Below are 25,472 nucleotides of genomic sequence, written 5' to 3' on the forward strand. Positions count from 1 at the left end.
CGGGGAGCTGTCCATGGGGGCCATTCCGGCGCAACGGGAGACCGCTTCCCGTGCCTCCGGCGCGCCCGCGCGCGAGACCGCGCGCCCGGGTGCGTGGGCCTGCGCCACCCTCCCGGGAAGTCCCCTCGCGCCCGGCTCCGCCCGCGCCCTCGTGCGGGCCGCGCTCGCCGAGTGGGCCGAACTCGGGCTGCCCGGCACCCAGGCGCACACCCGCCGCCTCGCCGACGACGCCGTCCTGGTGGTCAGTGAACTCGTCACCAACGCCGTCGTCCACGCGGGCACCGAGATCGAGCTGGTCTGCCGGACGGAGGAGGAGACCGGCACGGTCGTCGTCGAGGTCTCCGACCAGCACCCCGCGCGCGCCCCGCGCGACGGCGCGTCCGAACCGGCGCACGGCTCGGCGGAGTACGGGCGCGGACTGACCCTGGTGGCCCGCCTGTCCGAGTGCTGGGGCGTGACGTACCGCACCGGCGTGAAGACGGTGTGGGCCCGGCTGCCCGCCGAGGAGGAGCCCGACGAGCACGCGGTGCCCCCCGGCCCGCCCCCCTTCCCGGTACGGGGCCCCGGTCCGGGACGGCCCGAGCGGGACCGGGACTGGCTCCACCGGGGCGCCCTGACCTTCCTCGCCGAGGCCTCGGACCTGCTCGCCGGACAGCTCGACGAGGATCTGGTCGCCGCCCTCACCGGGCAACTGCTGGTGCCCCGGCTCGCCGACTGGTGCGCGGTGTGGCTGGAGGACGAGTTCACCGGGCGCGGCCGGTCCCCGCACGGCACCCCGGGCGCCGGGCCCCGCCTCGCCCGCGTCTGGCACGGCAGCGAGAACCGCATCGAGGAACTGCGCCGGGCGCTGGAGAAGGAGCCGCCGCACCCGCCGGACGACCCGGGCTCCGGGCCCGTGCCGCACCCGTGGCCCGGCCAGGCGCTGGGGGAGCACGAGCCGGCCGGCACGGCACTGGCGTACCGCCTGGTCGCGGGCGGCCGGCCGCTGGGCACGCTCGTCATCGGGCAGTCCGGACCCGAGGGGTTCCCCGACGAGGTCACCGGGCTGGTGGAGGACCTCGGACGGCGGGTGGCGCTGGCCATCGGGGCGGCCCGGCAGTACGCCCGCCAGGCCACCATCAGCGCGGTCCTCCAGCGCGGGCTGCTGCCCGGCGCGGTCGCCGAGATCCCGGGCGTGCGCAGCGCCCTCGTCTACGAGCCCTGCGACAAGGGCGGCCCGAGCGGCGACTTCTACGACGTCTTCCCGGCCGGCGCCGGCCGCTGGTGCTTCGCCGTGGGCGACGTCCAGGGCAAGGGCCCGGAGGCGGCGGTGGTGATCGGCCTGGCCCGCCCCTGGCTGCGGCTGCTGGCCCGCGAGGGGTACCGGGTGCCGGACGTGCTGGACCGCCTCAACCAGCTCCTCCTCGACGACGCCACCGAGGCCGCCGACGCCCGGGCCCGCGCCCTGGTCGGCCCGGCGGCACCGGGCGACGGCCCGCAGACCCGCTTCCTGTCCTTGCTCTACGGCGAGCTGGTCCCCTTCGACGGGGGCGTGCGCTGCACCCTTGCCTCCGCCGGTCATCCGCTACCGCTACTGCTCGGGCCCGACGGGGGCGTCCGCACCGTCGCGCAGCCGCAGACCCTGCTCGGGGTCATCGAGGACGCCACGTACACCAGTGAGACCTTCGCGCTGGGGCCCGGGGACAGCCTGCTGTGCGTGACGGACGGCGTGACGGAGCGGCGCAGCGGATCGCGCCAGTTCGACGACGGGGACGGGCTCGCCGCCGCGCTCGCCGGGTGCGCCGGGCTCAGCGCGCAGTCGATCGCCGAGCGGATCCGGCGGCTCGTGCACGACTTCGGGGGACGGCCGCCGGAGGACGATCTGGCGCTGCTGGTGCTCCAGGCCGAGTAAGGGCGCGGGGTGCTGGACAATGGAACGCATGCCTTCCGCACTCCCCGACGGCGAGCCGGTCCCCGACGACGGCGCGCTGCCCGCCGCCGCGCTCGCCGGCGCCGCCGACCGCCCGCTCGGGTTCTACCTGCACGTCCCCTACTGCGCGACCCGCTGCGGGTACTGCGACTTCAACACCTACACCGCGACCGAGCTGCGCGGGACGGGGGGCGTGCTGGCGTCCCGCGACAACTACGCGGACACCCTGACCGACGAGATCCGGCTCGCGCGCAAGGTCCTGGGCGACGACCCCCGCGAGGTCCGGACGGTCTTCGTGGGCGGCGGTACGCCGACCCTGCTGGCGGCGGACGATCTGGTCCGGATGCTGCACGCGATCCGCGACGAGTTCGGCCTCGCGCCGGACGCCGAGATCACGACGGAGGCGAACCCGGAGTCGGTGGACCCGGCGTACCTGTCGGCGCTGCGGGAGGGCGGATTCAACCGGATCTCCTTCGGCATGCAGAGCGCGAAGCGGCATGTGCTGCAGGTGCTGGACCGCACCCACACGCCGGGGCGGCCGGAGGCATGCGTGGCGGAGGCCCACGCGGCGGGCTTCGAGCAGGTGAACCTGGACCTGATCTACGGCACGCCCGGCGAGACGGACGACGACTGGCGGGCCTCCCTGGACGCGGCGATCGGCGCCGGCCCCGACCACATCTCGGCGTACGCGCTGATCGTCGAGGAGGGCACGCAGCTCGCCCGCCGGATCCGGCGGGGCGAGGTCCCGATGACCGACGACGACGTCCACGCCGACCGCTACCTGATGGCGGAATCGGTGCTGTCGTCGGCGGGCTTCGACTGGTACGAGGTCTCGAACTGGGCGGCCTCGGAGGCGGGCCGGTGCCGGCACAACGAGCTGTACTGGCGCGGCGCCGACTGGTGGGGAGCCGGTCCCGGTGCGCACTCGCACGTGGGCGGGGTGCGCTGGTGGAACGTGAAGCATCCGGGGGCCTACGCGGCGGCCCTGGCGGCGGGCCGGTCCCCGGGCGCCGGGCGGGAACTGCTCCCGGCGGAGGACCGCCGCGTCGAGCGGATCCTGCTGGAGCTGCGCCTGCGTGAGGGCGTCCCGCTGTCCCTGCTGCACGAGGCGGGCCTCGCCGCCGCCCGGCGGGCACGGGCGGAGGGGCTGCTCCAGGAGGGCCCCTACGAGGAGGGCCGCGCGGTACTGACGCTCCGGGGACGGCTGCTGGCGGACGCGGTGGTCCGGGACCTGGTGGACTGATCGCCCCGAAGGCGGGTCCCGGCCCCCTCGGGGCGTCAGGCCCCGCCGCTGTCCGTGACGAAGTCGATCAGTTCCTCGACCCTCCCCAGCAGCTCCGGCTCCAGGTCCTTGTACGAGGTCACCCGCGCCAGAATCGCCTGCCACACCGCGCCCGTGTTCTCCGACGGCCACCCGAGCGCCCGGCACACGCCCGTCTTCCAGTCCTGCCCGTGCGGCACCCGCGGCCAGCCCGGGATGCCCAGGGACGACGGCTTCACCGCCTCCCAGATGTCGATGTAGGGGTGGCCCACGACCAGCGCGTGATCGCTGGTCACCTGCTGTGCGATGCGCCACTCCTTGGTGCCGGGCACCAGGTGGTCCACCAGCACCCCCAGCCGCGCGTCCGGCCCCGGCGCGAACTCCGCCACGATCCCCGGCAGGTCGTCCACGCCGCCCAGGTACTCCACCACCACGCCCTCGATGCGCAGGTCGTCGCCCCAGACCTTCTCCACCAGTTCCGCGTCGTGGCGGCCCTCGACGTAGATCCGCCCGGCGCGGGCGACCCGCGCGCGTGCCCCGGGCACGGCGACCGAGCCGGAGGCGGTGCGGGTGGGGCGTACCGCGGAGCCCGAGGACGGGCGTACCAGCGTCACCACCCTGCCCTCCAGCAGGAAGCCGCGCGGCTCCAGCGGAAACACCCGGTGCTTGCCGAAGCGGTCCTCCAGGGTCACCGTGCCCGCCTCGCAGCGGATCACCGCTCCGCAGAAGCCGGTGCCGGGCTCCTCGACCACCAGGCCGGGCTCCGCCTCGACCTCGGGGACCGGCTTGGGCTTCTTCCACGGCGGGGTCAGGTCCGGAGAGTACTGGCGCATTCGGATGACGATAGGAGAAGCGCCGGACCAGGTCCTACGACACGCCGAAACGGGCCGCCAGCGCGTCCCGCTGCGCCCGCACGAACGCCGCCTCCACCACCGCCCCGTGACCGGGCACGTACAGCGCGTCCTCGCCGCCCAGCGCCAGCAGCCGGTCCAGCGCCGCCGGCCACCGCGACGGCACGGCGTCCGGGCCCGCCTGGGGGTCGCCCGACTCCTCCACCAGGTCGCCGCAGAAGACGACCTCCGGGGAGCCGGGGACCAGGACCACCAGGTCGTGGGCCGTGTGGCCGGGGCCCACGTTCGCCAGCAGGACCTGGCGGCCGGGGCCGAGGTCGAGGGTCCACTCGCCGGAGACGTGATGCCGGGGCGGCGTGAGGACGTCCACCGCCTCGTCGGCCGCGCGCGCGTCCAGCCCGTGGCGCACCGCGTCCGCGCGCAGCGCCGCCCGGCCGTGCGGCCCGTACACCGAGTCGATGCCCACCGCGCCGTAGACCTCCGCCCCCGCGAAGGCCGCGGCGCCGAGGACGTGGTCGAAGTGGGGATGCGTCAGCGCGAGATGCGTCACACGGTGACCGGCGAGCGCCTCCGCCCGCATCCGCAGCCGGGCCCCCTCGGCCAGGCTCGACCCGGCGTCGACCACCAGCGCCTTACCCTCTCCGACGACCAGGCCCGCCGTGCAGTCCCAGCCGGGCAGCCGGCACCGGCCCACCCCGGCCGCGACCCGCTCCCATCCCAGCTCTTCCCAAGTCACCGTCATACCGCGACGCTAGCTGTACGACCCGTCACAGCAGGACCGACCTTGCCCGGGGAGTACCCCACCGCCGTACACTGGGCCGGGAACGCTGGCACTCGGGCGGACCGAGTGCCAGGCGAGGGGCCCCGGGGGACTGGGGGGTGCGACTTCTGGAGGTGTGCGCGGATGCTGAGTGAACGCAGGCTGCAGGTGCTGCGCGCCATCGTCCAGGACTATGTGGGCACCGAGGAGCCGGTGGGGTCGAAGGCCCTGACCGAGCGGCACAACCTCGGCGTCTCCCCGGCGACCGTCCGCAATGACATGGCGGCGCTGGAGGACGAGGGCTACATCGCCCAGCCGCACACCAGCGCCGGGCGCATCCCGACCGACAAGGGCTACCGGCTCTTCGTCGACAAGCTGGCCGGCGTCAAGCCGATGACCGCGCCCGAGCGGCGGGCCATCCAGAACTTCCTGGAGGGCGCCGTCGACCTCGACGACGTGGTGGCCAGGACGGTACGGCTGCTCGCGCAGCTCACCCGGCAGGTCGCCGTCGTGCAGTATCCGTCGCTCACCCGGTCCACCGTGCGCCATGTCGAGCTGCTCTCGCTCGCCCCCGCGCGCGTGATGCTCGTGCTGATCACGGACACCGGGCGGGTCGAGCAGCGGATGGTCGACTGCCCCGCGCCGTTCGGCGAGGCGTCCCTGGCCGATCTGCGGGCCCGGCTGAACAGCCGGATCGCGGGCCGGCGCTTCACCGATGTGCCGACCCTCGTCGAGGACCTCCCCGAGGGCTTCGACCTGGAGGACCGCGGCACGGTCTCGGCCGTCCTCTCCGCGCTGCTGGAGACGCTGGTCGAGGAGAACGAGGAGCGGCTGATGATCGGCGGCACCGCCAATCTCACCCGCTTCGGACATGACTTCCCCCTCACCATCCGGCCCGTCCTGGAGGCACTGGAGGAGCAGGTCGTGCTCCTCAAGCTCCTTGGCGAGGCCGGGGATTCGGGCATGACCGTACGCATCGGTCACGAGAACGCCTACGAGGGACTCAACTCCACGTCCGTGGTCTCGGTCGGCTACGGTTCGGGCGGCGAGGCAGTCGCCAAGCTCGGCGTGGTCGGACCGACCCGCATGGATTACCCGGGAACGATGGGAGCGGTACGCGCAGTGGCACGGTACGTCGGACAGATCCTGGCGGAGTCGTAAGTGGCCACGGACTACTACGCCGTTCTCGGCGTGCGCCGCGACGCGTCGCAGGAAGAGATCAAGAAGGCCTTCCGGCGGCTCGCCCGCGAGCTGCACCCGGACGTCAACCCCGATCCGAAGACCCAGGAGCGGTTCAAGGAGATCAACGCCGCCTACGAGGTGCTCTCGGACCCGCAGAAGAAGCAGGTCTACGACCTCGGCGGCGACCCGCTGTCCCAGGCGGGCGGCGCGGGCGCCGGCGGCTTCGGCGCGGGCGGCTTCGGGAACTTCTCGGACATCATGGACGCGTTCTTCGGTACGGCGTCGCAGCGCGGGCCGCGTTCGCGCACCCGCCGGGGCCAGGACGCCATGATCCGGCTGGAGATCGAGCTCGACGAGGCCGCCTTCGGCACGACGAAGGACATCCAGGTCGACACGGCGGTCGTCTGCAACACCTGTAGCGGCGAGGGCGCCGCGCCGGGGACCTCCGCGCAGACGTGCGACATGTGCCGCGGGCGCGGTGAGGTGTCGCAGGTGACGCGGTCCTTCCTGGGCCAGGTCATGACCTCGCGGCCGTGTCCGCAGTGCCAGGGCTTCGGCACCGTGGTGCCGACGCCGTGCCCGGAGTGCGCCGGTGACGGCCGGGTGCGGTCCCGCCGTACGCTCACGGTCAAGATCCCGGCCGGTGTCGACAACGGCACGCGGATCCAGCTCGCCGGTGAGGGCGAGGTGGGCCCGGGCGGCGGACCGGCCGGTGACCTCTACGTCGAGATCCACGAGCTGCCGCATGCGCAGTTCCAGCGCCGCGGCGACGATCTGCACTGCACGGTGACGATCCCGATGACGGCGGCGTCCCTCGGCACCAAGGTGCCGCTGGAGACCCTCGACGGCCTGGAGGAGGTCGACATCCGCCCGGGCACCCAGTCCGGCCAGTCGATCCCGCTGCACGACCGGGGCGTCACGCATCTGCGCGGCGGCGGCCGGGGCGACCTGATCGTCCACGTCGAGGTCCAGACCCCGAACAAGCTCGACCCGGAACAGGAACGCCTGCTCCGCGAACTGGCCAAACTGCGCGGCGAGGAACGGCCCCAGGGCCAGTTCCAGCCGGGGCAGCAAGGGCTGTTCTCGCGGTTGAAGGATGCGTTCAACGGCCGCTGACGCGGGCTGGGCCGACTGCCGGGGGTCCGGGGGTTGGCCCCCGGGGAGACACAGCCAGCCGGGGCAGCAGGGGTTGTTCTCGCGGTTGAAGGACGCCTTCAACGGACGCTGACGTCTGGTGCCGCCTCCGGTCCGTGCCGTCCGGACGGGTGGATTCGGAGTTGTTCGGAGGACGTGACAACATGCCGTCATGTCCTCCGCACTGACCGATCTTTTTCCCCTTCCGATCGTGCAGGCCCCCATGGCGGGCGGCGTCTCCGTGCCGGCCCTCGCCGCTGCCGTGGCCGAGGCCGGCGGGCTGGGGTTCCTCGCCGCCGGGTACAAGACCGCCGACGGCATGTACCAGGAGATCAAGCAGTTGCGGGGGCTCACCGGCCGCCCGTTCGGTGTGAACCTCTTCATGCCGCAGCCGGAGTACGCGGACGCGGCGGCCGTCGACGTGTACGCCCATCAGCTCGCCGGAGAGGCCGGCTGGTACGAGACCGAGCTGGGGGACCGCGACAGCGGGCGGGACGACGGCTACGAGGCCAAGCTCGCCGTCCTGCTCGACAACCCGGTGCCGGTGGTCTCCTTCCACTTCGGCGTGCCGAGCAGTGACGTGCTCGACTCCCTCCGCCGGGCCGGAACCTTCACCCTCGTCACCGCCACCACCGCCGAGGAGGCCCTCGCCGTCGAGCGGGCCGGTGCCGACGCGGTGATCGCGCAGGGCGTCGAAGCCGGCGGCCACCAGGGCACGCACCGCGACAACCCCGAGACCGACGGCGCCGGCATCGGCCTGCTGTCGCTCCTCGCCCAGATCCGCGAGACCGTCGCCCTCCCCGTGGTCGCCGCCGGCGGCATCATGCGCGGCAGCCAGATCGCCGCCGTGCTCGCCGCGGGCGCGAGCGCCGCCCAGCTCGGCACCGCGTTCCTCGCGACTCCCGAGTCCGGCGCGCACGCGGTCCACAAGCAGGCGCTGACCAACCCCCTGTTCGTCCGTACGGAGCTGACGCGGGCGTTCTCCGGCCGCCCCGCGCGCGGGCTCGTCAACCGCTTCCTGCGCGAGCACGGCCCCTATGCCCCCGCCGCCTACCCCGAGATCCACCACCTCACCTCGCCGCTGCGCAAGGCCGCCGCCAAGGCGGGCGACGCGCAGGGCATGGCGCTGTGGGCGGGGCAGGGCCACCGGATGGCACGGGAACTGCCCGCCGGGCAGCTGGTCGAGGTCCTCGCGGCCGAACTCGCCGCCGCCAGGACAGCGTTGTCGGCCTTCCAGGAAGGCGGTGCCGGACGATGACGGCTCCGGTGTTCGTGGTCGAGCGCCTCGACGCGGCCCCCGGCGGACGGTACGTCCTGGACGGGCCCGAGGGCCGCCACGCGGTCTCGGTGAAACGGCTGCGCCCCGGCGAGGACGTCGTCCTCACCGACGGCACCGGGCGCTGGGCGGAGTGCGCGGTGCTGGAGACCGAGGGCAAGGACCGGCTGACCGTCCGGGTGGACTCGGTCGCCGAGGAACCCCGGCCGCGGCCCCGCATCACCGTCGTGCAGGCCCTGCCCAAGGGTGACCGGGGTGAGCTGGCCGTCGAGACGATGACCGAGGTCGGGGTCGACGGGATCGTGCCGTGGTCGGCGTCCCGCTGCATCACGCAGTGGAAGGGCGAGCGGGGACCGAAGGCGCTCGGCAAGTGGCGGGCCACCGCGCGGGAGGCCGGCAAGCAGTCCCGGCGGGTCCGCTTCCCCGAGGTCGCGGACGCGGCAACGAGCAAGCAGGTCGCGGCACTTCTGGCGAAGGCCGACTTCGCCGCCGTACTCCATGAGAGCGGGACGGTGCCGCTGGCCGCCGCCGAACTGCCCGCGGAGGGCGAGATCGTGTTGGTCGTCGGGCCCGAAGGGGGCGTGTCGCCGGAGGAGTTGGCGCTGTTCGAGGAGGCCGGGGCACGGCCGTACGTGCTCGGCCCGACCGTCCTGCGCACCTCCACCGCCGGAACAGCGGCGGCGGCCCTGCTCCTCACCCGCACCGGCCGCTGGGGCTGACCACTCAGGGGGCCCGCCGCCGACCGGCCTAGCAGTACGTCGCGGGCAGGAGTTGTACGTCCTCCCTGCGGACCGCGAAGGACTCCTGGCGGGGGCCCTCGTGGCGGGACGGGTCCCAGAGCCAGATCCAGTCGGTCGCGGTGCCGAAGGACAGGACGGGGTGGTCGGTGGGGGCCGGGCCGTTGTCCACGGGCAGGGGCTTGGCCGGGTCCACCGGGCGGACGCAGACGAAGTGGGCGTAGACGCCGAAGTAGTCGGGCGGGCGCCTGCCGTCGTGGGCGACGTTCTCCGCGGCCCGGCCCGCCGCGCTCGCCGCGTCGCGGGTGCCGATGCCGATCGCGGTCAGGGCGAAGACCACGCCCAGCAGGGTGGCCAGGACCGCGGCGAAGAGACGGTTGCTGCCGTCCCGGCCCAGGTGGAAGTGGCGCAGCCAGCCGATGACGGCCACGAAGAACACCGCGCTGCCCAGGGCGAGTCCCATGGGCTCGGCCGCCGCCAGGTACCGGCCGAGGGTGGACACCGGCACCGTGTCCGCGCGGATGTCGAACCGGTCCAGGTACGCCGCGTGCATCTGCCCGCCCAGCCAGCCCACCATCGACCACAGCACCGGCACCGACAGCGGCACCAGCCAGGCCGCGTGCCGGGTGAAGAAGGTACGGCGGACGGCCAGTACCACTCCGGCGCCCGTGAACAGGCCCAGCGCGAGCAGCAGCAGCCCCGCCCACAGCTGACCGGGACTGCTGCCCCGACCGACCAGCGCCCCGAACGCGGCCAGCGCCGTGGTGCCCGCGATTCCCGCTGCCCACTGCACCCCGCGGCCCCGGGTCCGCGTCTCCTTGGAGGTCCGCCCCAGCGGCAGCGCCCCCGCCGGGCTGAGCAGCGCCGCCAGCAGCTTCCAGGCGCCCTCCGCCCAGACGACGTACATCCCGCAGACCATCGCGAGCAGCAGGCCCGCCATCGCCGCCCACAGCCACACCAGGCGGACCCGGCGCTCGTGCGGGGTCTCGTCGCGCGGCGGGTCCGCGTCCGAGTGGCCCGGCACCCGCAGGGCGTGCGCCGCCGGGTCGAAGGGACGGCCGCCCAGGGCGCGCGCGGCCAGTTCGGCCTCGGCCGCCTCCCGGGACCGCGGCCCCGCCGGGACGGTCACCGCCCGCTGCTCGTCGGCCCCGCCGAGCCAGATCCACACCCGCCCGAGCGTCGGCAGCGCCCGGTGCAGGCAGTACGTCGTCCGGGCGGGCCGCTCGTGCTCGACCAGCGCCGCGTCCCGCGCCCAGGCGCCCAACTCGGCCTGCCGGGTGAGCCGTTCGACCTCCATGGTGGCGGTGCGCAGCGCGCCCAGGCGGGCCCCGTGCAGCCGGACCTCGACGACGAGGGTGGTCCGGTGCGCCGGGGCGAGCGCCGCCTCCTCGCCCTCCGCGGGACGCACGGCCCAGCCCCGCTCCTCGAACAGGGCGGTCACATAGGCCACTTCGTCCGGCTGGTCGACCACGTCGACGAGCATCCGCACCCGGCGCCGGTGCGGCGGCGCGGGCGGTCCGGCGGCCGGGTCGGCCGCGGGCTCCGGGCTCTGCTGCGGTTCGCCGGGGACGCGCGGTCCCGGCAGGAGTCGGGGCGAGCGGATCCGCGGGGGTGTCAACGGTCCTCCGGTAGCGGGGCAGTTGGTCGGTACTCGATTGTGACGTGCGGGAGTGCTGAGTGTCCGTATGCGCTCTACCGCCACGGGCCGGACAGTGGCAGGCTGCCCTCCATGGGGGCATTGAGGCGGATTTGGGGACGCCCGCGCGGGGCGCGCGTGGCGGGTGCGGCCGGACTGGTCGTCCTCGCCGTCGTCGGGACGGCCGCGTGCGAGGGCGGCGGCTTGAGCACCGCGTCCATCGCGTGGACCACCGACCAGACGGTGACCCGGGAACTGGAGCGCCGGAAGGCGGAGGTCCAGTGGCTCACCTGCACCGCCTCCTACGGCGACGACGGCGGCGGTTCGACTCCGGACGCGGCCGAACAGGCCGTCGCCGAGGTGGAGTGCACCGGCAAGACCAAGGACGGCAAGGACATCACCGTCGACGGTCTCGTCACCCGGGCGACCGACGGCAAGTGCGTGCGCGGTCACCTCACCGCGAAGGTGGCCGGCAAGGTCTGGTTCGAGGTCGACGGGCTCGGCGACTGCGAGGGAACCCCCTCCCCGGTGGCCCCGCCCAGCAGCGACGGACCGGGGCAGCCCGGACCCACCGTCACGGTGACCGTCACCAAGACGCTGTACTGCAAGGAGGATCCGCAGTGCTGGCCCGAGGGCAAGTGAGGGAGTGATCGCAAACCCCTTACCCGAGGTCACGCGGGTGCGTAGGGTGATCGGGTGACTCAGCCTGCCGCCGCCTATCTCCGCTACCCGCATCCGCACGGCGAGTTGGTCGCCTTCACCGCCGAGGACGACGTCTGGCTCGCCCCCTTGGACGGCGGCCGGGCCTGGCGGGTCAGCGCCGACAACATGCCGGTCTCGCTGCCGCGCATCTCGCCCGACGGCGCCACCGTCGCCTGGACCTCCAGCCGCGACGGCGCCCCCGAGGTGCACACCGCCCCCGTGGCCGGCGGCCCCTCCACCCGCCTGACGCACTGGGGCGCCCGCACCCGGGTGCGCGGCTGGACCCCCGACGGCGACGTCCTCGTGACCAGCAACCGGGGCCGGGCGAGCCGCGACCGCACCTGGGCGCACGCCGTCCCGCTCGACGGCGGACCGTCGACGACCCTGCCGTACGGCGTCGTCGGGGATGTGGCCCTCGGGCCGCACACCGTGCTGCTGTCCGCGACCATGAGTCTCGAGGCGGCCCACTGGAAGCGCTACCGGGGCGGCCGGATGGGCAAGTTGTGGATCGACCGGGAGGGGCAGGGCGAGTTCGTCCGGCTGCACGAGGACCTGGACGGGAACATCGAGCACCCCGTCTGGGCCGGTGACCGCATCGCCTTCCTCAGCGACCACGAAGGCGTCGGCGCGCTCTACTCCTCCCTCGCCGACGGCACCGACCTGCGCCGCCACACCCCCCATGGGGGCACCTCCCGGTCGAGCGAAGCCGAGAGTGGGGGAGGCTTCTACGCCCGCCACGCCGCCGGTGACGGTACCCGCGTCGTCTACGCCTCGGCCGGTGAACTCTGGCTGCTGGACGACCTGGACGGCGCCGAGCCGCGCCGCCTCGACATCCGGCTCGGCGGCCAGCGCACCGATCGCCGCCCGCATCCGGTCAGCGCCGCCCGCTGGTTCGGCGCCGCGGCCCCCGACCACACCGGGCGCGGCAGCGCCGTCCTGGTGCGCGGCGCGATCCACTGGGTCACCCACCGCTCCGGACCGGCCCGTGTGCTCGCCGCCGAACCCGGCGTACGCGCCCGCAAGCCCCGCACCTTCCGCGTGGACGGCGAGGAGTGGGTGGTGTGGGTGACCGACGCCGAGGGCGACGACGCGCTGGAGTTCGCCCCGGCCACCGGACTCGCCCCCGGCGCGACCCCGCGCAGGCTCGCCGCCGGACGGCTCGGCCGCGTCCTGGGCCTCGCGGTGGCCCCCGACGGCAGCCGGGCCGCCGTCGCCTCGCACGACGGACGGGTGCTCCTCGTCGAACGGGAGACCGGCGAGGTCCGCGAGGTCGACCGCAGCGAGGACGGCGATGTCTCCGGGCTCGTCTTCTCCCCGGACTCCGCCTGGCTGGCCTGGTCGCACCCCGGCCCCAGCCCGCTGAGCCAACTGCGCCTCGCCAACACCACCGACCTCTCGGTCACCGAGGCCACACCGCTGCGCTTCCAGGACTACGCGCCCGCGTTCACCCAGGACGGCAAGCACCTGGCGTTCCTCTCGGCGCGCTCCTTCGACCCGGTCTACGACGAGCACGTCTTCGACCTGGCCTTCGTGGCCGGTTCCCGCCCCTACCTGATCACGCTGGCCGCGACGACGCCGTCGCCGTTCGGACCGCAGCGGCACGGACGCCCCTTCGACGCGCCCGACAAGGACGAGACACCGGACAGCGAGGGCACCCCGGCCACCCGGATCGACCTCGAAGGGCTCGCCGACCGGATCGTGCCGTTCCCGGTCGAGGCCGCCCGCTACACCGACCTGCGCGCCGCCAGGGACGGCCTGCTCTGGCTGCGCCACCCGGTCACCGGCGAACTCGGCTCGTCCCGGGCCGCTCCGGACGACCCGGACCCCAAGTCCGAGCTGGAGCGCTACGACCTCGTCCAGCAGCGCGTGGAGCACCTGGCCGCCGACGCCGACCACTTCGAGGTCAGCGGCGACGGCAAGCGGGTGCTGCTGTGGACCGAGGGCCGGCTCAAGGTCGTCCCCAGCGACCGGCGGGTCTCGGGCGACGAGGACGGCGACTCCCACCTCACCGTCGACCTCGGCCGGGTGCGGCAGGTGATCGACCCGGCCGCCGAGTGGCGGCAGATGTACGAGGAGACCGGCCGCATCATGCGGGACCACTTCTGGCGCCCCGACATGAGCGGAGTGGACTGGGCGGCGGTGCTCGACCGCTACCGCCCGGTCCTGGACCGGCTGGCCACCCACGACGACCTGGTCGACCTGCTCTACGAGGTCCAGGGCGAACTGGGCACCTCCCACGCCTACGTCATCCCGCGCGGCGGCTCCGGCACCGGACCCCGCCAGGGTCTGCTCGGCGCGGACATCTCCCGCCGCGCGGACGGCACCTGGCGCATCGACCGCGTCCTGCCGTCGGAGACCTCCGACCCGCACGCCCGCGCCCCGCTCGCGGCACCCGGGGTGGCGGTCCGGGCGGGGGACGCGATCGTCGCGGTGGGCGGAGTGCCGGTCGATCCGGTGACCGGCCCCGGCCCCCTGCTGGTGGGCACGGCGGGCCGGCCCGTCGAACTGACCGTGTCCCCGGCGGGCGGCGGCGAGCTGCGGCACGCGGTGGTGGTCCCCGTGGCCGACGAGGAGCCCCTGCGCTACCACGACTGGGTGGCCGACCGGCGGGCCTACGTCCACGAGCGCTCCGGCGGCCGCCTCGGCTACCTCCACGTCCCCGACATGCAGGCGCCGGGCTGGGCCCAGATCCACCGGGACCTGCGGGTGGAGGTCGCCCGCGAGGGCCTGATCGTCGACATCCGGGAGAACCGGGGCGGCCACACCTCCCAACTGGTCGTGGAGAAGCTGGCCCGCCGGATCGTCGGCTGGAGCGTCCCCCGGGGCATGCGCCCCGCCAGCTACCCCGAGGACGCCCCGCGCGGCCCCGTGGTGGCGGTGGCCGACGAGTTCTCCGGCTCGGACGGCGACATCGTCAACGCCGCGATCAAGGCCCTGGGCATCGGCCCCGTGGTGGGCACCCGCACGTGGGGCGGAGTGGTCGGCATCGACAGCCGCTACCGCCTGGTCGACGGCACCCTGATCACCCAGCCGAAGTACGCGATCTGGCTGGAGGGTTCCGGCTGGGGGGTGGAGAACCACGGGGTGGACCCGGACGTGGAGGTGGTACAGCGCCCGCAGGACTACGCGGCGGGCCGCGACGCCCAGTTGGACGAGGCGGTACGGATGGCGCTGGAGGCGCTGGAAGGCAGTCCGGCACGCACTCCGCCGGGGATGCCCACGTAACGGCACGACCGGCCCCAAAAGACGCGCACGCGCCGACGATACGATGCCCCCGAATCATTGGGCGCACCCTCCGGAGGAACCCGAATGCCAGGAGAACCCCAGGACGACTGCCTGTTCTGCAAGATCGTCGCAGGCCAGATCCCCGCCACCATCGTCCGGGAGACCGAGACCACCGTCGCCTTCCAGGACATCAACCCCCAGGCCCCGGTGCACGTCCTGGTGATCCCCAAGGCGCACCACGCGAACGCCGCCGACCTCGCCGCCGCCGCGCCGGAACTGGCCGCCGACGTACTGCGGGAGACCAAGGAGGTGGCCGACGAGCAGAAGCTCGACTCCTACCGCGTCGTCTTCAACACCGGCGCCGGCGTCGGCCAGACCGTCTTCCACGTCCACGCCCACGTCCTCGGCGGCCGTGGCATGCAGTGGCCCCCCGGGTAACGAGCCATGTCCGTGCGCGAACTCGTGGTCCTCGGCACCGCGAGCCAGGTGCCGACCAGGCACCGCAACCACAACGGCTACCTGCTGCGCTGGGACGGGGAGGGCATCCTCTTCGATCCCGGCGAGGGCACGCAGCGCCAGATGCTGCGCGCCGGGGTCGCCGCCCATGACCTGAACCGGATCTGCGTCACGCACTTCCACGGCGACCACTCGCTCGGCCTCGCCGGGGTCATCCAGCGGATCAACCTCGACAAGGTCCCGCACGAGGTGACCGCGCACTACCCCAAGTCGGGCCAGCGCTTCTTCGACCGGCTGCGGTACGCGACCGCGTACCGGGAGACCGTCGAGATCGTCCAGGCACCCGTGAGCGAGGACGGGACACTCGCCACCACCCCCGGCTACACGCTGGAGGCCCGCAAGCTCTCCCATCCCGTCGAGTCGTACGGCTACCGGCTCATCGAGCCGGACGGCCGCCGCATGCTGCCCGGCCGGCTCGCCGCGCACGGCATCAAGGGCCCCGACGTGGGGCGGATCCAGCGGGAGGGCGCGCTCGGTGACGTGCGGCTCGACGACGTCAGCGAGGTGCGCCGCGGCCAGCGGTTCGCGTTCGTCATGGACACCCGGCTGTGTGACGGGGTGCACGCGCTCGCCGACGGCTGCGATCTGCTCGTCATCGAGTCGACCTTCCTCGACGAGGACACCGACCTCGCCGTGGAGCACGGCCACCTCACCGCGGGCCAGGCGGCCCGCGTGGCGCGGGAGGCGGGCGTACGGCATCTGGTGCTGACGCACTTCAGCCAGCGCTACTCCGAGCCCGACGAGTTCGAGCGGCAGGCGCGGGCCGCCGGGTTCGAGGGGGAGTTGACGGTGGCGCACGATCTGCTACGGGTGCCGGTTCCGAAACGTCGGTGAGAGGCCCGTACCATGCTTTGATGCCTCTCCCGAAAGCAGAACTGCACCTTCACATCGAAGGCACCCTGGAGCCCGAGCTGGCTTTCGAGCTGGCCGCCCGCAACGCTGTCGAGCTGCCGTACGCGGACACCGAGGCGCTCCGCGAGGCGTACCGGTTCGAGGATCTGCAGTCCTTCCTGAACCTGTACTACGAGCTCATGGCGGTGCTGCGCACCGAGCGGGACTTCGAGGATCTCGCGCACGCCTATCTCGCCCGCGCCGCCGCGCAGGGCGTGCGGCACGCGGAGATCTTCTTCGACCCGCAGGCCCATCTGGCGCGGGGGCTGTCCATGGGCACGGTCGTCGAGGGGCTCTCCCGCGCGCTGGACCGCAGCGAGGCCGACCACGGCGTCTCGACGCAGCTCATCCTGTGCTTCCTGCGCGACGAGTCCGCCGAGTCGGCCATGGCGACCCTGGACGCCGCGAAGCCGTACCTCGACCGGATCGTCGGCGTCGGCCTGGACTCCGCCGAGGTCGGGCATCCGCCGGTGAAGTTCCGCGAGGTGTACGAGGCCGCCGCCGCCCTCGGCCTGCGCCGGGTGGCGCACGCCGGTGAGGAGGGGCCGCCGGAGTACATCACCGAGGCGCTGGACGTGCTGGGCGTGGAGCGCGTGGACCACGGGCTGCGGTGCATGGAGTCCCCGGCGCTGGTGGAGCGGCTGGTCCGGGACCGGGTCCCGCTGACGCTCTGCCCGCTCTCCAACGTCCGCCTGCGCACCGTGGACACCCTGGCGGACCACCCGCTGCCCGCGATGCTCGACGCGGGCCTGCTGTGCACGGTCAACTCCGACGACCCGGCGTACTTCGGGGGGTACGCGGGCGACAACTTCGGCGCGGTGCGCGAGGCGCTGGGCCTGACCGACGACCGGCTGCGCGAACTGGCCCGCAACTCCTTCCTGGCGAGCTTCCTGGAGCACGACGAGGAGCGGCGGGCACGGTATCTGGCCGAGGTGGAGGCGTACGAGTTCTAGCGGGCGCAGCGCGGGGTCGCCGGTCGGCTGCGGCTGCGTGGAGGCTTGCCGCGCAGTTCCCCGCGCCCCTGAGAGCGGCGCTCAGGCCGCCGTCGCCCGGTCGTACGCGGGGGTTTCCACCGGGATCTCCACCACCGGCAGCGATCGCCGGCCGGCGCCCCTTGCCACCATCGTCATGGGTACCCCGACGACCAGCAGCCCCGCGGCCAGCACCGCCCCCATCACCGGGAAGCCCGCCTGCGCCGACAGCAAGCTGCCTGCCAGCGGGCCCGCCGCCGTGCCCAGCGAGGACGCCGAGCCGACCAGGACCGCCCAGCGCCCCCGGCCGTCGAGGGACGCGGCGAGGCCGATGACGTAGGACAGGACGATCGGGTAGAGGGCGTTCCAGGCGATCTCGCCGGCCGCGAAGGTCGTCAGGTCCCGTGCGGACGCGCTGACCGCGATGCAGACCGCGATGACGGCCGTACCCGCGCCGATGGGCAGCGCGTGACCGAGCCGGGGGCCGATCGCACTCGCCGCGACCACGCCGAGCAGGCCCGCGCCGAGCGCCACGGCGAACACCAGGCCGACCGTGACCTCGCTCAGGTGTGCCTGCGTCAGACCGATCCGGCCGCTGACGCCCCACAGGGAGTTCTGGGCCAGCGACCAGCACATCAGGGCGGCGGCGAGGACGAGTCCGGAGCGCGGATGGGGGAGCGGCCCGGTCTCCTGCCGGCTCCGGGCCCCGGGGTCCGGAGCCGGGAGGCGGCCGGTCAGCGGCCACACGGCCAGCGCGGTGAGCGCGATGGCGGCGAGCGGAAGGCCGTGGCCGGGGCCGAGGTGCGGGACCGTCAGGTACACGGCGCCCGCGAGGGCGGAGACGCCGAGCAGGCCGCGGGTGGTGACCCGGTGCGGGTCCGGACGGGCGGCGATCCCGGTGGCGGCGACCGCGGTGACCGTACCGGAGCCGCATCCGCCGATCACGGCGCCCGCGACGACGGCCGGGACGGAGTGGGTCAGCGCGGCCCCGCCGTAGCCGAGGACGGCGAGCGTGAGGCCGAGGCGGGCCAGGGTGCGGGGGCCGATCCGGTCGACGCGCGAGGCGAGCAGGAACCCCGCGGCGGCCGAACCGAGGAGCAGGGCACTGCCGATGGCGCCGGCCTGAGTGGCGGAGAGGTCAAGTCCCGTATCGAGGCGGCCGACGGTGGTCGGCAGGAGATACGGAGCCAGGTACCCGGCCGTGAAAAGGGCGACGAGGGGCCAGGGCGGGGTGGTGCGGGCGGACACGGGCGTTCCCAGGGCATGCGAAAGGAGCGGCTCGGAAGGGGGAGGGCGACGACCGTCGACGGACAGGAACGCGCGGGCAATTTGTATCAAGCGGGGGGAGGGGTGAAGAAGGGCGGGTGGTGTGATCCGGGGCACATTCTGTTTCGCCGGGGCAAGGGCGGGTAAACACGCGCCTTCCTGCTGGTCGGCCGCCGGTGACGGGGGCACGGCCATTGACGCCCGGCCGTTCGCATCCTTAGCCTCCATCTACATATATGGATACCGTCTGCGTGGGGAGATGGAATGACCGTGGCCCTCGACACCGACACGGCCGTACGGCGGCTGCGCGACGGGATGGCGGGCGGGGTGCTGTCGTTCCCGCTGACCAGCTTCCACGACGACGGCAGCCTCGACCCCGACGGCTTCCGCGCCCATGTCGCCGAGCGCATCGCCGCCCGGCCCGGCGCGGTCTTCCCCGCCTGCGGCACCGGTGAGTTCTTCTCGCTGGACGAGGACGAGTACCGCACGGTCGTCACCGTCACGGTCGAGGAGGCGGCCGGGAGGCTGCCCGTCGTCGCGGGCATCGGCTACGGCTGGGCGCAGGCCGTACGGTTCGCGCGCATCGCGGAACAGGCGGGCGCCGACGCCCTCCTCGTCCTGCCGCACTACCTGGTCGCCGCCCCGCAGGAAGGGCTGGTGCGGCAGCTGGCGCGGATCGCCTCGGCCACCCGGCTGCCGCTCATCGCCTACCAGCGCGGACAGGTCGCCTTCAGCGCCGGCTCGCTGCGGCGGATCGCGGCCCTGCCGAACGTCGTCGGGCTCAAGGACGGCCGCAGCGACCTCGACCGGCTCCAGCGCCTCACGCTCGCCGCCCCCGAGGGCTTCCTGTTCTTCAACGGCGCCGCCACCGCCGAGATCCAGGCCCGCGCCTACGCCGCCGTCGGCGTCCCCGCCTACTCCTCCGCCGTGCACGCCTTCGCGCCCGAGATCGCGAACCGCTTCTTCGCCGCCCTGCGCGACGGCGACGACAAGACGGTGGACCGGCTGCTGCGCGACTTCTACGTCCCGTTCGTCGAACTCCGCGACCGGGTGCCCGGCTATGCCGTGTCCCTGGTGAAGGCGGCGGCGCGACTGCGGGGCTGCCCGGTGGGACCGGTGCGCGCTCCGCTGACGGATCCGTCGGACACCGACCTCGCCGACCTGAAAGCCCTGCTCACCACCGGCCTGGACCTCGTAGGAGCCGCGCTGTGAACCTCACCGTCACCGATGTCCGGCTGACGCCGATCCTCGTCGCCGACCCGCCCCTGCTCAACACCCAGGGCGTCCACCAGCCCTACACGCCCCGGCTGATCGTGGAGGTCGTGACCGCCGACGGGATCACCGGGGTAGGGGAGACCTACGGCGACACGAAGTACCTGGAACTGGCACGGCCCTTCGCCGCGCGGCTGATCGGCCGACGAGTCAGCGAGCTGAACGGTCTGTTCGCCCTCGCCGAGGACGTCGCGGTCGACGGCTCCCGGGTCTCGGACCAGGTCGACGTGGGCGGACTGCGCGGCGTCCAGACCGCCGACAAGCTGCGGCTGTCCGTGGTCTCCGCCTTCGAGGTGGCGTGTCTGGACGCGCTCGGCACAGCACTCGGGCTGCCGGTGCACGCCCTGCTCGGCGGCAAGGTGCGCGACGCGGTCGAGTACAGCGCGTACCTGTTCTACCGGTGGGCCGAACACCCGGCGAGCCTGACGGCGGAGCGGGACGACTGGGGCGCCGCCGTGGACCCGGCTGGCATCGTCGCCCAGGCGCGGACGTTCACGGAGCGGTACGGATTCACGTCGTTCAAGCTCAAGGGCGGGGTGTTCCCACCGGACGAGGAGATCGCCGCCGTACGGGCGCTCGCGGACGCCTTCCCGGGGCATCCGCTGCGGCTCGACCCCAACGGCGCCTGGTCGGTGGAGACCTCGCTGAAGGTGGCGAAGGAACTGGCGGACGTCCTGGAGTACCTGGAGGACCCCGCGCTCGGCACCCCGGCCATGGCCGAGGTGGCCGCCGGGACCGAGGTGCCGCTCGCCACCAACATGTGCGTGACGACGTTCGCCGAGATCGAGGAGGCGTTCGTCCGGGACGCCGTGCAGGTCGTCCTCTCCGACCACCACTACTGGGGCGGGCTGCGCAACACCCAGCAACTGGCCGCGATCTGCCGGACCTTCGGGATCGGGGTGTCCATGCACTCCAACACCCACCTGGGGATCTCCCTGGCCGCGATGACCCACGTCGCGGCCACCGTCCCGAACCTGCAGCACGCCTGCGACTCCCACTACCCCTGGCAGACCGAGGACGTGCTCACCGAGCGGCTGCGCTTCGAGGACGGCAAGGTCGCCGTCTGTGACCGGCCCGGCCTCGGCGTCGAACTCGACCGCGACAAGCTGCGGTTCCTGCATCAGCGGTGGCTGGATGACGACGGCACCCTGCGGGAGCGCGACGACACGGCGGCGATGCGCGTCGCCGACCCCGACTGGGTCACACCGGCCGTCCCGCGCTGGTAGCTCGCGGCCTCCCGGGGAGGTGGCGCCCGGTGCCGGCCCGCCGGGGCGGCACCGGGCCCGGCGCGACCGGTGGGGCCGGTGCGCGCGGCGGCGCGTTGTCAGTGGGGTGGTGCACACTGGCCTGAACCGCACCACGTCAGGGAGCGCACCGTGATCGCGTCCGCCGCGTCCACCGGAAAGGGACCCTCCGCCCCCATCGCCGGGAGGCCGCAGTGCCCGGCCCAGGTCGACCCCCTGGCCGCGCTGCGCACCCCCGCCGATCCGCCCTGGGACGTGTATCTCACGGGCACCGTCTTCCTGGACATCATCTTCACCGGGCTCGACTCCGCCCCGGTGCGCGGAACCGAGTCCTGGGCCCGCGGCATGGGGTCGAGCCCCGGCGGCGTCGCCAACATGGCCACCGCCCTGGCCCGCCTCGGCCTGCGCACCTCCCTCGCCGCGGCCTTCGGCGACGACCACTACGGCGAGTACTGCTGGGACGCCTTGGAGCAGGGCGAGGGCATCGACCTCACCTCCTCGCGCTCGGTCCCCGGCTGGCACTCCCCGGTGACCGTCTCCATGGCCTACGAGGGCGAACGCACGATGGTCTCCCACGGCCACGAACCGCCCCCGGAGGAGCCCGCCCCCGACTGCCCCCCACGCGCGCGTGCCGCTGTCGCCTCCCTGGAACCGGGAAGGAGCGCCCCCTGGATCGCCCAGGCCGCCGCCAAGGGCACCCGGATCTTCGCCGACGTCGGCTGGGACGAGACCGGCGCCTGGGACCTCGCCGGGCTCACCGACCTCGCGCACTGCGAGGCGTTCCTGCCGAACGCCGAGGAGGCCATGCGCTACACCGGCGCCACCTGCCCGCGCGCCGCCGCCCACGCCCTCACCGCGCACGTACCGCTCGCCGTGGTCACCCTCGGCGCCGAGGGCGCCTACGCCGTGGACCGGCGCACCGGCGAGAGCGCCGAGGTCCCGGCCATCGCCGTGGAGGCCCTCGACCCCACCGGCGCCGGGGACGTCTTCGTGGCCGGCTTCGTCGCCGGCACCCTCGCCGGCTGGCCGCTCGCCGACCGCCTCGCCTTCGCGGGCCTGACGGCGGCCCTCTCCGTCCAGGAGTTCGGCGGCTCCCTCTCGGCCCCCGGCTGGGCCGAGATCGGCGCCTGGTGGCGCAGGATCCAGTCCTACGACGACCAGGACCCGGCGGCGCTGCGCCGTTACGCCTTCCTCGCCGACCTGGTCCCCACGGACCCGGCCCGCCCCTGGCCGCTGCGCCGCGCGGTCCCGACGATCGGCTTCGGCCGCTCCGCCTGAGCGGAAAAGGCCTACGGGCTTGTCAGTCGTGCGGCGTACCCTGGAATCGCCAGGCCGCCCCTGTGGCGGACGCACCGTTTCGAGGAGGACGAGCAAGGCCTACAGAGCCGGCCCATGACTCAGACACCCACAGCTCACACATCCGCGCAGGAGCAGGCGAGAGCACAGTTCACCGTCCCCGCCCAGCACCCCATGGTGACCGTGCTGGGATCCGGTGACTCCCTCCTGCGCGTGATCGAGAAGGCCTTCCCGGCGGTCGACATCCATGTCCGGGGCAATGAGATCAGCGCGGTCGGCGCGGCCCGTGAAGTCGCCCTTGTCCAGCGCCTGTTCGACGAGATGATGCTGGTGCTCCGCACCGGACAGCCGATGACGGAGGACGCAGTGGAACGCTCGATCGCCATGCTCCGGGCGAGCGAGAGCGGCGAGGGGACCCCCGAGACCCCGGCCGAGGTGCTCACCCAGAACATCCTCTCCTCGCGCGGACGCACGATCCGCCCGAAGACCCTCAACCAGAAGCGGTACGTCGACGCGATCGACAAGCACACGATCGTCTTCGGCATCGGCCCCGCCGGTACCGGCAAGACCTACCTCGCCATGGCCAAGGCGGTGCAGGCGCTGCAGTCCAAGCAGGTCAACCGCATCATCCTGACCCGCCCCGCGGTCGAGGCGGGCGAGCGGCTCGGCTTCCTGCCGGGCACCCTGTACGAGAAGATCGACCCCTACCTGCGCCCGCTGTACGACGCGCTGCACGACATGCTCGACCCCGACTCCATCCCGCGGCTCATGGCCGCCGGGACCATCGAGGTCGCGCCGCTGGCCTACATGCGCGGCCGTACCCTCAACGACGCCTTCATCATCCTGGACGAGGCCCAGAACACGAGCCCCGAGCAGATGAAGATGTTCCTCACCCGCCTCGGCTTCGACTCGAAGATCGTCATCACCGGTGACGTGACCCAGGTCGACCTGCCGTCCGGCACCAAGTCCGGTCTGCGGCAGGTGCAGGACATCCTGGAGGGCGTCGACGACGTCCACTTCGCCCGGCTTTCGTCCCACGACGTCGTCCGGCACAAGCTGGTCGGCCGTATCGTCGACGCGTACGAGGTGTACGACAGCAAGCACGGCACCGAGAACGGCACGCACAAGGGCCGGTCGAAGACGGCTGCCAAGGGCTCCAAGGGGAAGTAGACCAGCACGACCATGTCGATCGACGTCAACAACGAGTCCGGAACCGAGGTCGACGAGCAGGCGATCCTCGACATCGCCCGCTACGCGCTCGCTCGGATGCGCATCCACCCGCTCTCCGAGCTCTCGGTGATCGTCGTGGACGCCGACGCCATGGAGCAGCTGCACATCCAGTGGATGGACCTGCCCGGGCCGACGGATGTCATGTCCTTCCCGATGGACGAGCTGCGGCCGCCGTCCAAGGACGACGACGAGCCCCCGCAGGGCCTGCTGGGCGACATCGTGCTCTGCCCCGAGGTCGCCAAGCGGCAGGGCGAGGAAGCGCCGACGCAGCACTCCATGGACGAGGAGCTCCAGTTGCTCACCGTCCATGGCGTGCTGCACCTGCTCGGCTACGACCACGAGGAACCCGACGAGAAGGCCGAGATGTTCGGACTCCAGGCGGCGATCGTGGACGGCTGGCGTGCGGAGAAGGGCCTGACCGGTCCCTCCCCGGCTCCGACCGTCTCATGAGTCCGCAACTGGTCCTCGGCGCGATCGCGCTCGTCGTGGTCGCCTGGCTCGCCGCCTGCGCGGAGGCCGGCCTGGCGCGCGTCTCCAGCTTCCGCGCCGAGGAGGCCGCCCGCTCGGGACGGCGCGGCAGCGCCAAGCTCGCGCAGATCGCCGCCGACCCGACGCGCTATCTGAACGTGGCGCTGCTGGTCCGCGTGGCCTGCGAGATGGCCGCGGCGGCGCTGGTCACCTACGCCTGCCTCCAGGAGTTCTCCAGCACCACCGAGGCCCTTCTGGTGGCGATAGCGGTCATGGTCCTGGTGTCGTACGTCGCCGTCGGCGTCTCCCCCCGGACCATCGGCCGCCAGCACCCGCTGAACACCGCGACGGCGGCGGCGTACGTACTGCTGCCGCTCGCCCGGATCATGGGCCCGATCCCGTCCCTGCTGATCCTCCTCGGCAACGCCCTCACCCCCGGCAAGGGCTTCCGCCGCGGCCCCTTCGCCTCCGAGGCCGAGCTGCGCGCGCTGGTCGACCTCGCCGAGAAGGAGTCCCTGATCGAGGACGACGAGCGCCGGATGGTGCACTCCGTCTTCGAGCTCGGCGACACCCTCGTGCGCGAGGTCATGGTGCCGCGCACCGACCTCATCGTCATCGAGCGCTACAAGACCATCCGCCAGGCCCTGACCCTCGCGCTCAGGTCCGGCTTCTCGCGCATCCCGGTCACCGGGGAGAGCGAGGACGACATCGTCGGGATGGTGTACCTCAAGGACCTCGCCCGCAAGACGCACATCAGCCGGGACGCGGAGAGCGAGCTGGTGTCGACCGCGATGCGGCCCGCCGCCTTCGTGCCCGACACCAAGAACGCCGGTGACCTGCTGCGCGAGATGCAGCAGGACCGCAACCACGTCGCCGTCGTCATCGACGAGTACGGCGGCACCGCGGGCATCGTCACCATCGAGGACATCCTGGAGGAGATCGTCGGCGAGATCACCGACGAGTACGACCGGGAGCTCCCGCCGGTGGAGGACCTGGGCGAGGACCGCTACCGGGTCACCGCCCGCCTGGACATCACCGACCTCGGCGAGCTGTACGGCCTCGACGAATACGACGACGAGGACGTGGAGACCGTCGGCGGACTCCTCGCCAAGGCGCTGGGCCGGGTCCCGATCGCCGGTGCCTCGGCCGTCGTCAAGCTCCCCGACGACCGGGAGCTGCGGCTGACGGCGGAGGCCGCGGCAGGCCGCCGGAACAAGATCGTGACCGTGCTGGTGGAGCCGGTGGGCGCCGCGAAGGAAGGCGAGGAGGACGAGTGACCCCCCAGGAGCTGCGCGCCCTGTGCCTGTCCTTCAACGCCGTGGTGGAGGACTTCCCGTTCAACCCGGAGACCTCCGTCTTCAAGGTCCTCGGCAAGCTGTTCGCGCTGACGAACCTGGACGCGCGGCCCCTGACGGTCAACCTCAAGTGCGACCCCGAGGACGCGGTCCGGCTGCGCGAGGAGCATCCGGGGCTCGTCCTCCCCGGCTACCACATGAACAAGCGCCACTGGAACACCGTCACCGTCGACGGCAGCCTGCCCGACCGCCTGGTCCGCGAACTCGTCGAGGACTCCTACGACCTCGTCGTCGCCGGACTGCCGCGCGCCGAGCGGCTCCGCCTGGACCGGCCCTGACGGGCACTTCGT

General features: G+C 73.4%; 22 protein-coding genes. 18 read left to right on the plus strand and 4 right to left on the minus strand.

Features of this window, described 5'->3' with window-relative positions; translation table 11 throughout:
• The first annotated feature begins 13 nt into the window (after positions 1 to 13).
• Positions 14 to 1,891 carry a SpoIIE family protein phosphatase gene (locus ACWD11_RS26945; protein ID WP_451286059.1) on the plus strand — a complete coding sequence of 626 codons (1,878 nt, stop codon included), beginning with the start codon at positions 14 to 16 and terminating at the stop codon, positions 1,889 to 1,891.
• A 28-nt stretch (positions 1,892 to 1,919) separates the two neighbouring features.
• A complete protein-coding gene (gene hemW / locus ACWD11_RS26950; RefSeq protein ID WP_451286061.1) occupies positions 1,920 to 3,152 on the plus strand; it encodes a radical SAM family heme chaperone HemW in 1,233 nt (410 codons plus the stop codon).
• A 35-nt stretch (positions 3,153 to 3,187) separates the two neighbouring features.
• Here the strand turns inward: hemW and ACWD11_RS26955 are convergent, their stop codons facing one another.
• On the minus strand, positions 3,188 to 4,003 hold the full coding sequence (locus ACWD11_RS26955; protein ID WP_389416087.1) for a DUF3097 domain-containing protein: 816 nt from the start codon (positions 4,001 to 4,003) through the stop codon (positions 3,188 to 3,190).
• A 34-nt stretch (positions 4,004 to 4,037) separates the two neighbouring features.
• Complete coding sequence (locus ACWD11_RS26960; RefSeq protein WP_451286063.1) at positions 4,038 to 4,763, minus strand: MBL fold metallo-hydrolase; 726 nt, start codon at positions 4,761 to 4,763, stop codon at positions 4,038 to 4,040.
• A 162-nt stretch (positions 4,764 to 4,925) separates the two neighbouring features.
• Here ACWD11_RS26960 and hrcA point away from each other — a divergent pair, with 162 nt between their 5' ends.
• The 4 genes from hrcA (at position 4,926) to ACWD11_RS26980 (ending at position 9,092) form a co-directional block, all read left to right on the plus strand.
• Positions 4,926 to 5,942, plus strand: a complete 1,017-nt coding sequence (gene hrcA, locus ACWD11_RS26965) for a heat-inducible transcriptional repressor HrcA (RefSeq protein ID WP_451286065.1) — start codon at positions 4,926 to 4,928, stop codon at positions 5,940 to 5,942.
• Positions 5,943 to 7,079 (plus strand): molecular chaperone DnaJ, encoded by a 1,137-nt coding sequence (gene dnaJ, locus ACWD11_RS26970; protein ID WP_389416090.1) that lies wholly within the window; start codon positions 5,943 to 5,945, stop codon positions 7,077 to 7,079.
• Between the two features lie 190 nt (positions 7,080 to 7,269).
• Positions 7,270 to 8,355 (plus strand): nitronate monooxygenase, encoded by a 1,086-nt coding sequence (locus ACWD11_RS26975; RefSeq protein ID WP_389416091.1) that lies wholly within the window; start codon positions 7,270 to 7,272, stop codon positions 8,353 to 8,355.
• Positions 8,352 to 9,092, plus strand: coding sequence for a 16S rRNA (uracil(1498)-N(3))-methyltransferase (locus tag ACWD11_RS26980; RefSeq protein ID WP_451286067.1), 741 nt, complete (start codon positions 8,352 to 8,354; stop codon positions 9,090 to 9,092). The genes ACWD11_RS26975 and ACWD11_RS26980 overlap by 4 nt, the downstream gene beginning before the upstream one ends.
• 28 nt (positions 9,093 to 9,120) lie before the next feature.
• Here ACWD11_RS26980 and ACWD11_RS26985 read toward each other — a convergent pair whose 3' ends face one another.
• Entirely contained in the window at positions 9,121 to 10,728 is a 1,608-nt protein-coding gene (locus ACWD11_RS26985) for a hypothetical protein (RefSeq protein WP_451286069.1), read from the minus strand.
• A 111-nt stretch (positions 10,729 to 10,839) separates the two neighbouring features.
• Between ACWD11_RS26985 and ACWD11_RS26990 the strand changes: the two genes are divergently transcribed.
• The 5 genes from ACWD11_RS26990 (at position 10,840) to ACWD11_RS27010 (ending at position 17,033) form a co-directional block, all read left to right on the plus strand.
• Positions 10,840 to 11,388, plus strand: coding sequence for a hypothetical protein (locus tag ACWD11_RS26990; RefSeq protein ID WP_451286071.1), 549 nt, complete (start codon positions 10,840 to 10,842; stop codon positions 11,386 to 11,388).
• A gap of 54 nt (positions 11,389 to 11,442) precedes the next feature.
• Entirely contained in the window at positions 11,443 to 14,673 is a 3,231-nt protein-coding gene (locus ACWD11_RS26995) for a S41 family peptidase (RefSeq protein WP_451286073.1), read from the plus strand.
• Positions 14,674 to 14,757: 84 nt separating this feature from the next.
• Positions 14,758 to 15,111 (plus strand): histidine triad nucleotide-binding protein, encoded by a 354-nt coding sequence (locus ACWD11_RS27000; protein WP_389416096.1) that lies wholly within the window; start codon positions 14,758 to 14,760, stop codon positions 15,109 to 15,111.
• A 6-nt stretch (positions 15,112 to 15,117) separates the two neighbouring features.
• Positions 15,118 to 16,023, plus strand: coding sequence for a ribonuclease Z (locus tag ACWD11_RS27005; protein ID WP_451286075.1), 906 nt, complete (start codon positions 15,118 to 15,120; stop codon positions 16,021 to 16,023).
• Positions 16,024 to 16,043: 20 nt separating this feature from the next.
• Positions 16,044 to 17,033 (plus strand): adenosine deaminase, encoded by a 990-nt coding sequence (locus ACWD11_RS27010; RefSeq protein WP_389416098.1) that lies wholly within the window; start codon positions 16,044 to 16,046, stop codon positions 17,031 to 17,033.
• 81 nt (positions 17,034 to 17,114) lie between these two features.
• On the opposite strand, the gene ACWD11_RS27015 is transcribed toward ACWD11_RS27010, so the two are convergent.
• Positions 17,115 to 18,299 (minus strand): MFS transporter, encoded by a 1,185-nt coding sequence (locus tag ACWD11_RS27015; protein ID WP_451286077.1) that lies wholly within the window; start codon positions 18,297 to 18,299, stop codon positions 17,115 to 17,117.
• A 282-nt stretch (positions 18,300 to 18,581) separates the two neighbouring features.
• Here ACWD11_RS27015 and ACWD11_RS27020 point away from each other — a divergent pair, with 282 nt between their 5' ends.
• The 7 genes from ACWD11_RS27020 (at position 18,582) to ACWD11_RS27050 (ending at position 25,460) form a co-directional block, all read left to right on the plus strand.
• Entirely contained in the window at positions 18,582 to 19,529 is a 948-nt protein-coding gene (locus ACWD11_RS27020) for a 5-dehydro-4-deoxyglucarate dehydratase (RefSeq protein WP_451286079.1), read from the plus strand.
• Complete coding sequence (locus ACWD11_RS27025) at positions 19,526 to 20,815, plus strand: glucarate dehydratase family protein (protein ID WP_451286081.1); 1,290 nt, start codon at positions 19,526 to 19,528, stop codon at positions 20,813 to 20,815. The genes ACWD11_RS27020 and ACWD11_RS27025 overlap by 4 nt, the downstream gene beginning before the upstream one ends.
• A gap of 150 nt (positions 20,816 to 20,965) precedes the next feature.
• Positions 20,966 to 22,111, plus strand: a complete 1,146-nt coding sequence (locus tag ACWD11_RS27030; protein ID WP_451286083.1) for a carbohydrate kinase family protein — start codon at positions 20,966 to 20,968, stop codon at positions 22,109 to 22,111.
• A 114-nt stretch (positions 22,112 to 22,225) separates the two neighbouring features.
• The gene (locus ACWD11_RS27035) at positions 22,226 to 23,299 is read left to right on the plus strand and encodes a PhoH family protein (protein WP_389416103.1); all 1,074 of its coding nucleotides are present in this window, start codon (positions 22,226 to 22,228) and stop codon (positions 23,297 to 23,299) included.
• Positions 23,300 to 23,311: 12 nt separating this feature from the next.
• On the plus strand, positions 23,312 to 23,809 hold the full coding sequence (gene ybeY / locus ACWD11_RS27040) for an rRNA maturation RNase YbeY (protein WP_186287118.1): 498 nt from the start codon (positions 23,312 to 23,314) through the stop codon (positions 23,807 to 23,809).
• Positions 23,806 to 25,104, plus strand: a complete 1,299-nt coding sequence (locus ACWD11_RS27045; protein WP_389416104.1) for a hemolysin family protein — start codon at positions 23,806 to 23,808, stop codon at positions 25,102 to 25,104. The genes ybeY and ACWD11_RS27045 overlap by 4 nt, the downstream gene beginning before the upstream one ends.
• Positions 25,101 to 25,460: an MmcQ/YjbR family DNA-binding protein gene (locus tag ACWD11_RS27050; RefSeq protein ID WP_389416105.1), complete on the plus strand. Its 360-nt coding sequence runs from the start codon at positions 25,101 to 25,103 to the stop codon at positions 25,458 to 25,460. Before ACWD11_RS27045 ends, ACWD11_RS27050 begins: the two co-directional genes overlap by 4 nt.
• The last annotated feature ends 12 nt before the right edge of the window (positions 25,461 to 25,472 follow it).

It is taken from the genome of Streptomyces sp. NPDC002776 (assembly GCF_053592195.1).

Bases quoted from the DNA above. Each gene is read 5' to 3' on its own strand.
- ACWD11_RS26945 (WP_451286059.1), top strand. From the start codon at position 14: ATGGGGGCCATTCCGGCGCAACGGGAGACCGCTTCCCGTGCCTCCGGC.
- hemW (WP_451286061.1), top strand. From the start codon at position 1,920: ATGCCTTCCGCACTCCCCGACGGCGAGCCGGTCCCCGACGACGGCGCG.
- ACWD11_RS26955 (WP_389416087.1), bottom strand. From the start codon at position 4,003: ATGCGCCAGTACTCTCCGGACCTGACCCCGCCGTGGAAGAAGCCCAAG.
- ACWD11_RS26960 (WP_451286063.1), bottom strand. From the start codon at position 4,763: ATGACGGTGACTTGGGAAGAGCTGGGATGGGAGCGGGTCGCGGCCGGG.
- hrcA (WP_451286065.1), top strand. From the start codon at position 4,926: ATGCTGAGTGAACGCAGGCTGCAGGTGCTGCGCGCCATCGTCCAGGAC.
- ACWD11_RS26975 (WP_389416091.1), top strand. From the start codon at position 7,270: ATGTCCTCCGCACTGACCGATCTTTTTCCCCTTCCGATCGTGCAGGCC.
- ACWD11_RS26980 (WP_451286067.1), top strand. From the start codon at position 8,352: ATGACGGCTCCGGTGTTCGTGGTCGAGCGCCTCGACGCGGCCCCCGGC.
- ACWD11_RS26990 (WP_451286071.1), top strand. From the start codon at position 10,840: ATGGGGGCATTGAGGCGGATTTGGGGACGCCCGCGCGGGGCGCGCGTG.
- ACWD11_RS27000 (WP_389416096.1), top strand. From the start codon at position 14,758: ATGCCAGGAGAACCCCAGGACGACTGCCTGTTCTGCAAGATCGTCGCA.
- ACWD11_RS27005 (WP_451286075.1), top strand. From the start codon at position 15,118: ATGTCCGTGCGCGAACTCGTGGTCCTCGGCACCGCGAGCCAGGTGCCG.
- ACWD11_RS27010 (WP_389416098.1), top strand. From the start codon at position 16,044: ATGCCTCTCCCGAAAGCAGAACTGCACCTTCACATCGAAGGCACCCTG.
- ACWD11_RS27020 (WP_451286079.1), top strand. From the start codon at position 18,582: ATGACCGTGGCCCTCGACACCGACACGGCCGTACGGCGGCTGCGCGAC.
- ACWD11_RS27035 (WP_389416103.1), top strand. From the start codon at position 22,226: ATGACTCAGACACCCACAGCTCACACATCCGCGCAGGAGCAGGCGAGA.
- ybeY (WP_186287118.1), top strand. From the start codon at position 23,312: ATGTCGATCGACGTCAACAACGAGTCCGGAACCGAGGTCGACGAGCAG.
- ACWD11_RS27045 (WP_389416104.1), top strand. From the start codon at position 23,806: ATGAGTCCGCAACTGGTCCTCGGCGCGATCGCGCTCGTCGTGGTCGCC.